Annotated in this window: 12 protein-coding genes; 7 read left to right on the forward strand and 5 right to left on the reverse strand. The window is 67.3% G+C overall.

The features are described 5' to 3' along the window. Positions 1–126: 126 nt before the first annotated feature. The gene (locus tag AC07M7_RS18255; RefSeq protein ID WP_495207998.1) at positions 127–1305 is read left to right on the forward strand and encodes an efflux RND transporter periplasmic adaptor subunit; all 1179 of its coding nucleotides are present in this window, start codon (positions 127–129) and stop codon (positions 1303–1305) included. Between the two features lie 4 nt (positions 1306–1309). Next, positions 1310–4411: an efflux RND transporter permease subunit gene (locus AC07M7_RS18260; protein WP_495207999.1), complete on the forward strand. Its 3102-nt coding sequence runs from the start codon at positions 1310–1312 to the stop codon at positions 4409–4411. A 270-nt stretch (positions 4412–4681) separates the two neighbouring features. Here the strand turns inward: AC07M7_RS18260 and AC07M7_RS18265 are convergent, their stop codons facing one another. Beyond that, a complete protein-coding gene (locus tag AC07M7_RS18265; protein WP_495208000.1) occupies positions 4682–5086 on the reverse strand; it encodes a GFA family protein in 405 nt (134 codons plus the stop codon). Positions 5087–5257: 171 nt separating this feature from the next. Between AC07M7_RS18265 and AC07M7_RS18270 the strand changes: the two genes are divergently transcribed. After that, the gene (locus tag AC07M7_RS18270; RefSeq protein WP_495208010.1) at positions 5258–6232 is read left to right on the forward strand and encodes an Lnb N-terminal periplasmic domain-containing protein; all 975 of its coding nucleotides are present in this window, start codon (positions 5258–5260) and stop codon (positions 6230–6232) included. Continuing rightward, on the forward strand, positions 6232–8265 hold the full coding sequence (locus AC07M7_RS18275) for a hypothetical protein (RefSeq protein ID WP_046982749.1): 2034 nt from the start codon (positions 6232–6234) through the stop codon (positions 8263–8265). The genes AC07M7_RS18270 and AC07M7_RS18275 overlap by 1 nt, the downstream gene beginning before the upstream one ends. A gap of 46 nt (positions 8266–8311) precedes the next feature. Here AC07M7_RS18275 and AC07M7_RS18280 read toward each other — a convergent pair whose 3' ends face one another. Continuing rightward, positions 8312–9733 (reverse strand): MFS transporter, encoded by a 1422-nt coding sequence (locus tag AC07M7_RS18280; protein WP_495208001.1) that lies wholly within the window; start codon positions 9731–9733, stop codon positions 8312–8314. A 29-nt stretch (positions 9734–9762) separates the two neighbouring features. Here AC07M7_RS18280 and soxR point away from each other — a divergent pair, with 29 nt between their 5' ends. Beyond that, positions 9763–10197: a redox-sensitive transcriptional activator SoxR gene (soxR, locus tag AC07M7_RS18285; protein ID WP_046982747.1), complete on the forward strand. Its 435-nt coding sequence runs from the start codon at positions 9763–9765 to the stop codon at positions 10195–10197. A 50-nt stretch (positions 10198–10247) separates the two neighbouring features. On the opposite strand, the gene AC07M7_RS18290 is transcribed toward soxR, so the two are convergent. Further along, complete coding sequence (locus AC07M7_RS18290) at positions 10248–10850, reverse strand: short chain dehydrogenase (protein WP_337302106.1); 603 nt, start codon at positions 10848–10850, stop codon at positions 10248–10250. 99 nt (positions 10851–10949) lie between these two features. Between AC07M7_RS18290 and AC07M7_RS18295 the strand changes: the two genes are divergently transcribed. After that, positions 10950–11825: a LysR family transcriptional regulator gene (locus AC07M7_RS18295; protein ID WP_046982745.1), complete on the forward strand. Its 876-nt coding sequence runs from the start codon at positions 10950–10952 to the stop codon at positions 11823–11825. 46 nt (positions 11826–11871) lie between these two features. Here AC07M7_RS18295 and proC read toward each other — a convergent pair whose 3' ends face one another. Both proC and AC07M7_RS18305 read right to left on the reverse strand, forming a co-directional pair. Beyond that, positions 11872–12693 (reverse strand): pyrroline-5-carboxylate reductase, encoded by an 822-nt coding sequence (gene proC / locus AC07M7_RS18300; protein WP_426354178.1) that lies wholly within the window; start codon positions 12691–12693, stop codon positions 11872–11874. Between the two features lie 18 nt (positions 12694–12711). Next, positions 12712–13389 (reverse strand): YggS family pyridoxal phosphate-dependent enzyme, encoded by a 678-nt coding sequence (locus tag AC07M7_RS18305; RefSeq protein WP_495208002.1) that lies wholly within the window; start codon positions 13387–13389, stop codon positions 12712–12714. Positions 13390–13476: 87 nt separating this feature from the next. Between AC07M7_RS18305 and AC07M7_RS18310 the strand changes: the two genes are divergently transcribed. Then, the gene (locus AC07M7_RS18310) at positions 13477–14514 is read left to right on the forward strand and encodes a type IV pilus twitching motility protein PilT (RefSeq protein WP_004147099.1); all 1038 of its coding nucleotides are present in this window, start codon (positions 13477–13479) and stop codon (positions 14512–14514) included. The last annotated feature ends 24 nt before the right edge of the window (positions 14515–14538 follow it).

Here is a 14538-nt window from a genome sequence, read left to right on the forward strand (position 1 = left end):
GCATCCTCGCAATCGTGGGCAGCGACTGCAAATGAAAAATGTTTCATGCGTGATTTAGCAGGATCGTGCCGCCGCGTCTTCTATATTCGGCGCCGAACGCTCCCCCACGCGTGGAACCTGCAGCCGATGATCCCTCCGAACCCCTCCCGTCCGTACCGCGCTTGGCGGCTGTCGCGAACCGCGGGCCTGCCGCTGCTGGCGCTTGCCCTGGCCGGCCTGCTCAGCGCCTGCGGCAAGGACGCGCCCAAGCCGGGCGCCACGGCACCGGAGGTGACCGTGCTGACCCTGCGCAGTCAGCCGCTGGCACTGCAGCAGGAACTGCCCGGGCGCAGCGTCGCCTCGCAGGAATCGGATGTGCGCCCGCAGGTCGATGGCGTGCTGGTGAAGCGCCTGTTCGAGCAGGGCCAGTGGGTGAAGGCCGGGCAGCCGCTGTTCCAGATCGAGCCCGCGCTGTACCAGGCTGCGCTGAACGAGGCGCGGGCCAACCTGAAAACTGCCGAGGCCGCTGCGGTCACCGCGCGCCTGCGGGCGCAGCGCATGCAGGCACTGGGCAAGGACCAGCTGGCCGCGCGCCAGGACGTGGATGATGCGGTGGCCGGCGACCAGCAGGCCGCCGCCGCCGCGCAGGCCGCACAGGCCGCGCGTGACACGGCCAGCACACGGCTGGGGTTTGCCACGGTGACCTCGCCGATCGCAGGCCGCATCGGCCGCGCGCTGTTCACGCCGGGTGCGCTGGTTACCTCCGGCCAGGCCGATCCACTGGCACGGGTGCAGCAGATGGACCCGATGAACGTGGACATCACCCAGTCCAGCAATGAGTATCTGGCACTACGCCGCGCCATCGCCGACGGTGGCGTGCAGGCCGATACTGCGCCGGTACGGCTGCGCCTGTCCGATGGCACCGACTACCCGTTGCCGGGGACGCTGGAGTTCGCCGACATCGACGTGCAGCAGGAAACCGGCAGCATCACCCTGCGTGCGCGTTTCCCCAACCCCGATGGGCAACTGCTGCCAGGCATGTACGTGCGCGCGCTGGTGGGGCAGGGGACCCGCCAGCAGGCGCTGCTGGTGCCACAGGCTGCGGTGGATCGCAGCCCCAAGGGTGAGGCGCAGGCATGGCTGGTGGACAAGGACGGCAAGGCACGGCTGCGGCTGTTCCGCACCGCGCGTGCGATCGGCGACCAGTGGCTGGTGCTCGATGGCCTGACTGCCGGCGAGCAGGTGGTGGTAGCCGGCGCGCAGGGCCTGGCCGATGGCATGACGGTGCGGGTGAAGCCTGCGCCAGCTTCCACCGCGAAGGACTGAGCGCATGCTGCCGCGCTTCTTCATCCATCGCCCGGTATTCGCCTGGGTCCTGGCGATCTGCATCATGGCCTTCGGCACCATCGCGGTGACCCAGCTGCCGGTGGAGCAGTACCCGGACATCGCACCGCCGCAGGTCAACATCACCGCCAATTACACCGGGGCCTCGGCGCAGACGGTGGAAGACAGCGTCACCCAGGTGATCGAGCAGCAGATCAAGGGTATCGACCATCTGCTGTATTTCTCGTCCACCAGTTCCTCGTCCGGGCAGGCGCGCATCACGGTCACCTTCGACCAGAGCGCCAACCCGGATATCGCCCAGGTGCAGGTACAGAACAGCGTCAACCAGGCGATCAACCGGCTACCGCAGGAAGTGCAGCAGCAGGGTGTGACGGTCGCGAAGTCGCAGGGCGATTCGCTGATGGTGGTCTCGCTGTACGACACCAGCCGGCGCATGGAGCGGGTGGATGTTTCCGATTTCCTGGTCAGCAACGTGCAGGACCCGATCAGCCGCATTCCCGGTGTCGGCGAAATCAACGTGTTCGGCTCGGCCTACGCGATGCGCGTGTGGCTGGACCCGCACAAGCTGCGCGCCTACGACCTGATGCCATCGGACGTGCGCAGCGCGATCCAGGCGCAGAACACCCAGGTGACGGCCGGCGAACTCGGGGCGATGCCGTCCAGCCCGACGCAGAGTCTCAACGCTACGGTGACCGCGCAGTCGCGCCTGCAGACCCCCGAGCAGTTCCGCGCGATCATCCTGCGCACGTTGCCCAATGGTGCGGCGGTTCTGCTGGGCGACGTCGCGCGGGTCGAGATCGGCGCGGAGAACTACCAGACCAGCAGCTATCTCAACGGTTATCCGGCGGCTGGCTTCTCGGTGACCCTGGCCTCCGGCGCGAACGCATTGGCCACTGCCGACGCGGTGCGCGCGGAGATTGAACGGTTGCGGCCAACTTTCCCGCCCGGCCTGCAGGTGGCCTACCCGCGTGACAGCACACCGTTCGTGCGGGTCTCGATCGAGGGAGTCATCCATACCCTCATCGAAGCCATCGTGCTGGTGGTGGTGGTGATGTTCCTGTTCCTGCAGAACCTGCGTGCCACGCTGATCCCGGCGATCACCGTGCCGGTGGTGCTGCTGGGCACCTTCGGCGTGCTGGCCGTTGCCGGATTCACCATCAACACACTGACCCTGTTCGCGATGGTGCTGGCGATCGGCCTGCTGGTCGATGACGCGATCGTGGTGGTGGAGAACGTGGAACGCATCATCCACGAAGAGCACCTGCCGCCACGCGAGGCAACCGAGAAGTCGATGGGCGAGATCACCGGTGCACTGATCGGGATCACCGTGGTGCTCGGTGCGGTGTTCCTGCCGATGGCGCTGTTCGGTGGCTCCACCGGCATCATCTACCGGCAGTTCTCGATCACGATTGCATCGGCCATGGCGCTGTCGGCGCTGGTCGCGCTGACCCTGACACCGGCGTTGTGCGCGACCCTGCTCAAGCCCTCGTCGGCGCAGAAGCCACCGGGGCGCTTCTTCGCCGCGTTCAACCGTGGCGTCGAACGCAGCCAGTCTGCCTACCAGGGCAGACTCGGCGGCGTCGTCTCCCGGCCGCGGCGATGGATGGCGTTCTACCTGCTGCTGGCGGTCGCCATGGTCGCGCTGTACGCGCGCATGCCGACCGGCTTCCTGCCGGTGGAGGACCAGGGCCAGGTGACCTTCCAGTTCTCCACGCCGGAAGGCACGCCGATGGCGCGCACCGAAGCGCTGGGCGAGCAGATCAGCCGCTATTTCATGGAGCACGAGAAGCAGAACCTGGACGTGGTGTTCGTGGTGGTCGGTCGCAACAACGCCGGTACCGGCCAGAATGCGGGGCAGGGCTTCCTGGCACTCAAGCCATGGGACGAGCGCAAGGGCGACAACACCGCGGCGGCGATCATCGCGCGCGCCAATGCCTATTTCCGCAAGCTGCCCGATGCCAAGGTCAACGTGCTGGCGCCACCGGCAGTGCGCGGCCTGGGCCAGTCCAGTGGTTTCGAACTGTGGCTGCAGGACACCAGCGCGGCCGGACGCGTGGCGTTGCAGGCTGCGCAGGAGCAGGTGGTGCGCGCGGCCGGCGAAGACGACGGGCTGACCTCCGTGCGCTTGAACGGGCTGGGTGACAAGGCCGAGCTGCGGTTGGACATCGACCACGCCCAGGCCAGTGCGCTGGGCCTGGCACAGGCCGACATCAATTCCACGCTGTCTGCCGCCTGGGGTGGCAGCTACATCAACGACTTCCTCGACCGCGGCCGGGTCAAGCGTGTCTACATGCAGGGCGACCAGCCCTACCGCAGCGTGCCCGACGACATTGGCCAGTGGTACGTGCGCGGCGGCAACGGCCAGATGGCTTCGTTCGCCAGCTTTGCCAGCAGCCACTGGGCGCGTGGGCCGCAGCTGCAGCAGCGTTTCAACGGCCTGCCGGCGATGCAGATCCAGGGCAGCGCAGCCGAGGGGCGCAGCTCGGGTGAAGCGATGCAGCGCATGCAGGCGCTGGTGGCCGATCAACCCGGGTTCGATCTGCAATGGAGCGGGCTGTCCTATCAGGAGCAACTGGCCAGCAACCAGACGCTGTACCTGTACGCCGCTTCGATTGCCTTTATCTTCCTGTGCCTGGCCGCACTCTACGAGAGCTGGACGGTGCCGGTGGCGGTGGTGCTGGTGATTCCGCTGGGCGTGATCGGTACGGTGCTGGCGACCACGGCTGCGGGCTTCGTCAATGACATCTACTTCCAGGTGGGGTTGCTGACCACGATTGGATTGTCGGCAAAGAACGCGATCCTGATCGTGGAGTTCGCCGAAGCGCGCTACCGCGCCGGCAGTTCGGCGGTGGAAGCGGCACTGCAGGGCGCGCGCCTGCGCCTGCGGCCGATCGTGATGACCTCACTGGCCTTCGTGGCCGGCGTGATCCCGCTGGCGCTGGCCACCGGTGCCGGTGCGGTCAGCCGCCGTGAAATCGGCATGAGCGTGATCGGCGGCATGCTCTCCGGCACTGTGCTGGCGGTGGTGCTGGTGCCGTTGTTCTTCGTGCTGGTACGCCGTCTGGGACGATCACGGCTGCAGCACTGAGAGTGGGCCGCGGTTGTCATCTGACTGCCGCAGGGCCCTCACCGGTTCTTTGCCCAAGCATCGCTAGCGTACAGGTCCCCGTCCCCCACGGAGACCCGCCATGTGGCTGCTCGACCATCTCTGGCCTGGCCGCAGGCCGTCACCTGCCCCGGTTGAAGCGCAGCCCCAGGCCGCGCCGCGACGGCCCTGGCTGAAGCGCCCGGTGCGCGCCGGGCGCAGTGGCATGGCACCGTGGCAGAAGGTCGCCGCACCGCCTCGGCGCACCCGCCACTAGGTGCGGCGGTCGGCCGGGTGGTTGACCCCGTCGTTGACCGGTATCACGCCCAGCGCGAACGGGTCGATGCCCTCCAGGCAGGCCACGTTGTAGCCGTACTGGTCGGGGTTGGAGCGCCGCCGGTGGTGGGTGTAGATGCCGCAGATACCGCAGAAATAGTGCTCGGCCACATGGGTGTTGAACTGGTACAGCTGCAGCTGGTCCCGCCCACGTACCACCTGCAGGCCCTGGCGGGTGACGCTGGCGGCAATGGCGCCGCGGCGCCGGCACATCGAGCAGTCGCAGCGGCGAGGTTCGACAATACCGTCCGGCAGGTCCAGCAGCAGTTCGATCGTGCCGCAATGACAGCTGGCGCGGTGCCGGGGTTGGACCGGAACGCCGGCCACGGAAGTGATGCCCATGGTTTCTCCTCGGGGATGGAACGCGACCGCAGGGCCGCTGCCGACGCTGCGCCAGCCTGCCTGAACGGACCGTAGATGCCACGGTGAACCCGCTTGTGGCTAACTATGCGGCTTCGAGACCGCGACAGGATGCCAGTGAAAGCCGCAGGACGTTGGATGACAGGAAGTGCCATGGTGCTGCTGGCGCTGTGGGTGAGCGGGCTGCTGGCCTACCAGTTGCCGGGGCCGGGTTGGCTGGCCAACGGCGTGGCCGTGCTGTGGCTGCTGGTTGCGCTGTGGGCATCGTGGCGGGTCGCGCGGGGCCGTGCCTCGCGCCGACTGGGCCTGGCCTTCGGGGCATCGCTGGCACTGGCCGGCCTGTGGTGGCTGCTGCTGACCCCGCGACAGGACCGCGTGTGGGCCGATGACGTGGCCCAACGCCTGCACGTGGTGTCCTTCGACGGGCGCCACGTGGTGCTGGACAACGTGCGTGACTTCACCTGGCGCAGCGAAACCGACTACGACGCGCATTGGGTGCGCCGCGAATACGACCTGGACCAGCTGCGCTCGGCCGACCTGGTGCTGTCGTACTGGATGGGCCCGGCGATCGCCCACACCCTGATCTCGTTCGGCTTCGAGGATGGACGCCACGTGGTGTTTTCGCTGGAGATCCGCAAGGAGCGCGGTGAGTCGTTCTCGGCGCTTGGCGGCTTCTTCCGCAAGTTCGAGATGACCCTGGTGGCTTCGGAGGAGACCGACATCATCCGCACCCGCACCAACGCCCGTGGCGAAGATGTCTACCTGTACCGCCTGCACGGCATGGACCGCGCGCAGCTGGAGGAATTGTTCGCCGCGTATATCGCGCAGGCGCGCGAGCTGGATGCGAAGCCGGGCTTCTACAACACGCTGACCAGCAACTGCACGACCATCGTCTTCGACCTGGCCCGGCATATCGCACCGCGCCTGCCGCTGGATTACCGCCTGCTGCTGTCCGGTTACCTGGCCGAGTACGCGCAGGAGGTCGGTGCGCTCACGCCGGGTGTGCCGTACACCGAACTGCATGCCAAGGGCCGCATCACCCAGCGCGCGCTGGATCTCGGTGATGGCGCCAATTTCTCCACCGTAATCCGCCAGGGCGTGCCCGGCACCGAGCAGGACCCGCAGTAATGACCCAACTCTTTCTGACCCGCTGGCAGCGCCTGCTGCCGGTGTTGTTCGCCGCCTTCCTGCTGCTGGGAAGCAGCGGCTGCGCGATGGTCACCGTCAAGCAGGTCAAGTCCAGCGATTCGCTGGTCAACAAGCGCGCGGATGTGCTCAACACCGGCAAGCTCAGCCCGGCCGCGCGTGAAACGCTCAGCGCAGCGGGCCTGGACGAATCGCAGTGCGAGAAGGACTTCCTGGTCTGCCGCAGCACACTGCTGATGACCGACGACCTCAACGTCGAACAGCGCCTGTCGGCATTGTCCGAGTTGTGGGTGAAGGCCGCGCTGGCGCTGACGCCGAAGAAGACCGCTGCCGGTGATCCGCCGATGAGCGATGCGGCGCTGGATGCGTGGCTGGAGGCCGCGCGCTATGCGTACGCGTACCTGTTCTACAGCGGCCGCTCGCCGTCCGATCGTGCCTTCGAGGACCGGCAGACACAGGTGCGTGACTACTACAACTACGCTGCCGAAAAGGCGGCAGTGGTGTTGTTCGTGCGCGCGCGTGCCGCTGCACTGGCCGGCGAGGACTATACGAAGCCGATCACGGTTGGCAGCTGGTCGCTGGCGTCCAACTACCAGCAGCTGGGTCTGAAGAGCATTCCCGCGCAGCTGGTTCCGGCCGGCACCGTCAGCTTTGTCGGCCTGCGCAGCACCTATCGCCGCGATGGCTTCGGTGCCGAGCTGGTGATGGTGATGGATCCGCCCAAGCTGGTCGCGCCGGTGATCGCGCCGGATGGCCCGAAGGCCGAAACCACGCAGGACGACGAGAACGACGAGAACGACGAGCGTCGTGGCCGCCGCCATCGCCATGACGATTCGGTGCCCGAGTTCAGTGAGATGTCCTCAATCAACGTCACTGCGCTGCTGCGGTTCGAAGGCAGCAGCCTGGAAGACGTGATGCGCACGCGCCGGGTCGAGCTCGATGCCTATTCGCCGGAAGCCACCGAGCGCATCACCCTGCACGGCGAGCAGGTGCCGCTGGCCGGCAACTTCACTGCCGCCTACGGCCTGTGGCTGGCGCAGAGTGGCTTCGCCCGGCAGTCGCTGCGCACCCTGTTCGGCATGAGCGAGGGCATCGGCGAGCCGCACATCTACCTGATGCAGCCGTGGGATCCGAACCGCCGCATCATCTTCATGCTGCACGGCCTGGCCAGCAGCCCGGAAGCGTGGGTGAACCTGGCCAACGAAATCATGGGTGATCCCGAGCTGCGCCAGCAGTTCCAGGTGTGGCAGGTCTACTACCCGACCAATGCGCCGATCGCGTTGAACCGGTACGAGATCGCCAACGCGTTCAACGACACGCTGAAGCATTTTGATCCCAACGGCAGCACGCGTGCATCGAAGGACATGGTCTACATCGGCCACAGCATGGGTGGCGTACTAGCGCGGCTGCTGGTGAGCGATTCCGGCGATGTACTGTGGAACGACCTGCTGGCCAACTACGATCTGAAGGGTGAACGGTTGAAGCGGGTGCAGAACAAGCTGGGGCCGCTGCTGCATTTCAAGGCACAGCCGAACGTGGAGCGTGCGATCTTCATCGCTGCCCCGCACCAGGGCACCGACATCGCAGGCAACAAGGTCGGGCGCCTGATCGGTCGCCTGGTGCGGCTGCCGCTGACCATCCTCGGCAAGTTCGAGGATGTGTTCCTGGCGCTGGCGCAGGCCGAGCAGCAGGTCGACGGTACCGCCAAGCCGAAGATTCCCAACAGCATCGACAACCTCAAGGCCAGCGACCCGTTCGTGAAGGCCGCCGCGCAGCTGCCGATTGAAGCCGGCCTGAAGTACCACTCGATCATCGCCCAGCGCAAGCCGGAGCTGCCGGTGGAGAAGTCCGATGATGGGCTGGTGCCGTACTGGAGCGCGCACCTGCCGGGTGCATTGTCCGAGAAGGTGATCATTTCCGGCCACAGCGTGCAGGAAACCCCGCAGGCGGTGCTGGAGGTGCGGCGCATCCTGCATCGCGACGTCGATGATGTGGGGACCGGCGCGAGACCCTGACCGCTGCGGTCGCCGGGCCATGCCCGGCGGAATCCGTCCGGCGGCGCTACACCCGCCGCGCGATCACCGTGGCCAGCAGTGCCAGGCCGAAGGTAATCACCAGGCACAGGAAGTAGCCGGTGTGTGGTGCGGTTTCCACGAACAACGCGAACAGCGCACCGGACACCGCCAGTGCGGTGGTCACCGACAACGCTTCGCTCAGCTGCAGCGCCGAGGTGTTGGCGCCCTGCTCATGCGGCGCCGACAGCGAAAGCGTCAGCACCGACAGGCTGGCGTAGATCATGCCCATGCCGAAGCCGGTCAACGCCCAGCCGACCAGTGCGACCGGCAACGGCACCGCATTGAACAGCACCGCCAGGGTGGCGGCGATACCGATCGTCATCAGCGGCGAGCCCACGCGGAGCAGCTGCTGGCGCGACCATCCGCGCTGTTGATGGCCCTGCAGCCAGGAGCCCGCGAACCAGCCCAGCGCACCGAGGCTGAGCACGGCACCGGCCCAGCTGGGCGAGAGTCCGCGCTCGCGCTGCAACAGCAGTGGCAGGTAGGCCTCGCAGGCGAAGAATGCTGCTGCAGCGATGCCGCGCAGGGCGATCACGCTGGGCAGGCCGCGGCGCAGCAGCAACGTGCCGGCTGGCAACAGGCGGTGCACGCAGAACAGCAGCGCCAGCAGCGCCACGCCGATGCAGAGCAGGGCCGGCACGCCGCGTTGCTGGCCACCGAAGTACAGCAGCAGGGCCGCCAGCGAGGCACCGCCGGCCCAGCGCACCACGTTGCCGCGTCCATCGTCGCTGCTGACAGCATCAGTGGATTGCATGCGTGCCAGTGCCGGGCGCAGCAGCAGCGCGGCCGGGACCGCCAGCAGCGGCACCGCCAGGAACACCCAACGCCAGCCGAGGTGCTGCACGATCAGGCCGCTCAGTGCCGGGCCGATCATCGACGGCACTACCCAGCCTGCGGAGAACGCGGCAAATACCTTTGGCCGCAGGTGCTCGGGGTAGCTGCGCCCGACCATCACATACAGCGACACCGAGATCGCCCCTGCACCCAGGCCCTGCAGCAGTCGGCCCGCCACCAGCATGCCCATGCGCATCGCGAAGCCGGCCAGCAGCAGGCCCAGCACGAAGCAGGCCAGCCCATACCACAGCGGCCGCGCCGGCCCCTGGCGGTCGGCCCAGCGCCCGGCCAGGGTCATGCCGATCACGCTGGTGGCCAGCGTTCCACCGAACGCAAGTGCATACAGGCGCAGGCCATCCAGCGCCTCGGCTACGGTTGGCATGGCTGCTGCTACCGCCAACGCCTCGAAGGCGTGCAGCGCGACCAGCGCGACCATGCCGACGGTGGTGGCGCGGTAGCGTGCTGACAGGATCGAAGTGTCGGCCGACGTGCTGGCGTCGACGGAAGAGGCAGTGGGGGTCATACGGGTCAGGTGCGGGCCGTGCTTGTCAACTGGCGGCGAAGATAGCAGCATGACACCTCAACTGCAGTTGAGGTCAAGCAATGGTGTCCCAGGATCTGAGCGTTGGCGAGGTATCCCAGCGCAGTGGCGTGGCCATTTCCGCGCTGCATTTCTATGAGCGCAAGGGGCTGATCAGCAGCCTGCGCACCTCGGGCAACCAGCGCCGCTACAGCCGTGACGTGCTGCGCCGGCTGGCCGTGATCCGCGTGGCGCAGCGGGTGGGCATGCCACTGGAAGCCGTTGGCCGCGCTTTTGAAAGCCTGCCCGAGGGCCGCGCACCGACCAAGTCCGACTGGGCCAAGCTGTCCGCACGCTGGCGCACCGAACTGGAGGAGCGCATCCACATGCTGCAGCTGCTGCGCGACGAACTCACCGGCTGCATCGGCTGTGGCTGCCTGTCGCTGCAGCACTGCCGCCTGGCCAACCCGGGGGACGTCCTCGGCGAACGCGGCGACGGCCCGATGCGCTGGGAATGACGCACGGGAAAGGGCCCGGCTCCGGGTAGCGCCGGGCCATGCCCGGCGGATCACCAGACCGTGATCGTCTCGCCGCTCTGGATGCCTTCCACCGCGCGCTGGAAGGCCAGTGCCGCGCGCTGTGCGCTCACCGCTTCAAAGCCGGGGAAGTAGGGCCCGTAGGCGGCCATCGATTCGATCAGCACGTTCGGGCTGACCACGTTGATGCGCAGGCCGCGCGGCAGCAGTTCCAGCGCAGCGGCACGCACGAAGCCTTCCAGCGCGGCATTCACCGAGGTGGCGTTGGCGCCATCTCTGATCGGCTGTGCGCTGACGATGCCGCTGGTCAGGGTGATCGAGCCCCCGGCGCTGAGATGGTGCTGCGCGGTCAGTGCCAGCCGGACCTGGCCCAGCAGTTTGTCCTGCAGGCCGACGTTGAACTGCTCGGGCGTCATGTCCTGCAGGGGGCCGAAGTGCAGCTTGCCGGCGGTGGAGATCACCGCATCGACCGGGCCGGTGCGCGCGAACAGTTCGGCGACGCTGGCGTCGTCGGTCAGGTCGACGCGCAGATCGCCGCTGTTGCGGCCGGCGGCCAGGATCTGGTGCTGCTGGCCAAGCTGGCGCGCGACTGCCTGGCCGAGGGTGCCGCTGGCACCCACAAGGAGAATCTTCATGGCGGTTCCTTGCGAGAGGGGGATGAGCGCAGTCTGCGCCCTCACATATGGGTTCGGTAAGGGGCGTATGCTTCGAAGATTCCTAACTAAGGGTTAGCAATGGATACGCTTCGCTGCATGCAGGCCTTCGTCGCGGTGGCCGAGCGCGGCAGCTTCACTGGCGCCGCCAATCAGCTGCAGGTTTCGGCGGTGATGGTGGGCAAGTACATCCAGCAGCTGGAGGCGCACCTGGGGGCCGCGCTGCTGCAACGGAACACCCGCCGCCAGCGCCTGACCGAAGCCGGCAGCGCCTACCTGGCCGGGTGCCGGCAGGTGCTGGAGCAGGTGCAGCAGGCCGAGGCCGATGTCGCCGGCCTGCAGGTGCAGCCACGTGGCCTGCTGCGGGTCAGCGCGCCGACTACCTGGGGCAGCTGCGTGCTGGCGCCGCAGCTTGCCGGCCTGCTGCGCGCGCAGCCGCAGTTGAACATCGAGCTGGACCTGAGCAACCGCCGCGTGGACCTGATCGAGGACGGCTTCGACGTGGCAATCCGCGTTGGGCCGCTGCCGTCACAGGAAGTGGTGGCGCGGCCGTTGCCGCCGTACGCGATGAGCCTGTGCGCGGCACCGTCCTACCTGCGTCGGCGTGGTACGCCGCACACCCCTGGGGATCTGGTCGGGCATGACTGCCTGAGCCATCTGGCCTGGCGCGGCGGCCATGGTTGGCAGCTGGCCAACGGTGAACAGGTTGATTGGGAGGCGCGGCTGACCTGCAACGATGGTGTTGCACTGCGCGAGGCCGCCGTGGCCGGCGCAGGGCTGGTGCTGCAACCGACCGCGCTGCTGGCCGGCGAGATCGCGGCCGGGCGGTTGAAGCCCCTGCTGCGCGACTACCTGCCGGAACCGCGGCCGATGCACCTGATCTACCTGCCGGATCGACGGCCGCGTCCGCGCCTGCAGTGCTTCGTCGATTTCGTCATGGCCACATTGGCGGACTGATCACAAGCGTGGGTGGTTGCCGACCGTTGGTCGGCACCGACCTGGATCAATCATTCGCCGCAGACAGCTCCTGCCCACGCACCTGCGCGGCGCGCAGCGCCGTGTCCACCAGCGCCTCGAAACCACCGGCCTGGAAGCTCTGGATCGCCGCCTGGGTGGTGCCGTTCGGCGAGGTCACTCGGCGGCGCAGTTCGGCCGGGCTTTCGCCGGCTTCATCGAGCATGCGCGAAGCACCCAGCAGTGTCTGCACCACCAGCGTGCGCGCTGCTTCTGCAGGCAGGCCCTGGGCGATACCCGCTGCTTCCATCGCTTCGGCCAGCAGGAACACATAGGCCGGCCCGCTGCCGGATACAGCAGTCACCGAATCCATCAGCGCCTCACTATCGATCCACACCGTGCGCCCGGCACTGGCCAGTACCTGTTCGGCGCGCGCGTGCTGCTGCGCATCCACTGATGGCGTGGCGTACAGCCCGGTCACACCGGCGCCGAGCAGGGCCGGGGTGTTTGGCATCGCGCGCACCACCGGCAGGTTGCCGCCCAGCCAGCGTTCCAGCTGGGCGCTGGTGATGCCGGCGGCAATGGACACCACCAGCGGCCGGTTCGCCTGCGCCAGCGCCTGCAGCGACTGGCACACATCGCGCAGTACCTGCGGCTTCACCGCCAGCAGCCAGGTATTGCCCTGTGTGGCAGCATCTGCGGCGTTGTCGTGCACCTGCACGCCGAAATCGGTGGCCAGTGACTCGCGCAATGCGGCCACCGGTTCGGCCACGTGGATGTGCGCGGCGGGTACGCCCTGGTGGATCAGGCCGGCGATCAGGCTGCGGGCCATGTTGCCGCCGCCGATGAAGGTGATGGAATCAACTGCCATGGAAGTCTCCTTGGAATATCAGGTCGGGCGCGGGCGCGCGCCGAACAGAGCGGTGCCGATGCGCACCAGGGTGGCGCCCTCGGCGATGGCCTCGGCGTAGTCGCTGCTCATGCCCATCGACAGCGTGTCGACATGCGCGTGCTGGGCAGCCAGCGACTGGAAAAGTGTGCGCATGCGCACGAACGCGTCACGACGGCGCTCGGCCTGTGGCCACGGTGCGGGAATCGCCATCAGACCGCGCAGGCGCAGCTGGGGCTCGGCGGCAATTGCGGCGGCCAGCGCGTCCACATCCTCTGGTGCACAGCCATGCTTGCTGGATTCGTCGTCGATGTTGACCTGGACCAGCACGTTCAGCGGGCCGCGCGCGGCCGGGCGATGGCGTGCCAGTGCGGTCACCAGCTTGGGCCGGTCCACGCTCTGTACCCAGTCGAAGTGGCTGGCCACGGCCTCGGCCTTGTTCGACTGCAGGTGGCCGATCAGGTGCCATTCCAGTTCCAGGTGCTGCAGCACCTGCATCTTGGCCAGTGCTTCCTGCACGTAGTTCTCGCCGAAGGCGTGCTGGCCCTGTGCGGCCAGCGCGGCCACGGCCTCGGCCGGCTGGGTCTTGGACACCGCCAGCAGGCGTGGATCGGGCCTGCCAGCGGCCTCGGCGGCGGCATGCAGGTTGCTCAGGATCTGGGGCAGGGGAGTGGCCACGTAACGCGTTCCGTTCAATCAGGAGGCTATACTGCCGCCCGGGGAAAGATCCTTCCAGTCGAAGCCGTTATTGGGGAGTAGCCGCTCATGGATATCGCCGAGCTGTTGGCGTTTTCCGTAAAGAACAAAGCGTCCGACCTGCATCTGTCTGCAGGCCTGCCGCCGATGATCCGCGTGGATGGCGACGTTCGCCGGATCAACATCCCAGCCCTGGATCACAAGCAGGTCCATGCGCTGGTGTACGACATCATGTCCGACAAGCAGCGCCGCGATTACGAGGAATTCCTCGAAGTGGACTTCTCCTTCGAGATCCCGTCGCTGGCGCGCTTCCGTGTCAATGCGTTCAACCAGAACCGCGGCGCTGGTGCGGTGTTCCGTACCATTCCGTCCGAAGTGCTCACCCTCGAGGACCTGGCCTGCCCGCCGTTGTTCCGCGAAGTGATCCAGCAGCCGCAGGGCCTGATCCTGGTCACCGGCCCGACCGGTTCGGGCAAGTCGACCACGCTGGCGGCGATGATCGACTACATCAACAAGAACGAATACGGCCACATCCTCACCGTCGAGGATCCGATCGAATTCGTGCACACCTCGCAGAAGTGCCTGATCAACCAGCGCGAAGTGCACCGCGACACGCATGGCTTCAACGAAGCGCTGCGCTCGGCACTGCGTGAGGATCCGGACATCATCCTGGTCGGCGAACTTCGTGACCTGGAAACCATCCGTCTGGCGCTGACCGCGGCGGAAACCGGCCACCTGGTGTTCGGCACCCTGCACACCAGTTCGGCCGCCAAGACCATCGACCGCATCATCGACGTGTTCCCGGCCGGCGAAAAGCCGATGGTGCGTTCGATGCTGTCCGAGTCGCTGCGTGCAGTGATCTCGCAGGCGCTGCTGAAGAAGGTCGGCGGCGGTCGTACCGCTGCGTGGGAAATCATGGTCGGCACCCCGGCCATCCGCAACCTGATCCGCGAGGACAAGGTGGCGCAGATGTATTCGGCCATCCAGACCGGCCAGCAGTACGGCATGATGACCCTGGACCAGCACCTGCAGGACCTGGTCAAGCGCAGCCTGATCACCCGCAACCAGGCCCGCGAGTACGCCAAGGACAAGCGTCTGTTCGAGTAAGGCGAGGCAATGGCGGGGCAGCGC

This window comes from Stenotrophomonas sp. GW821-FHT09E08 (genome assembly GCF_059416125.1).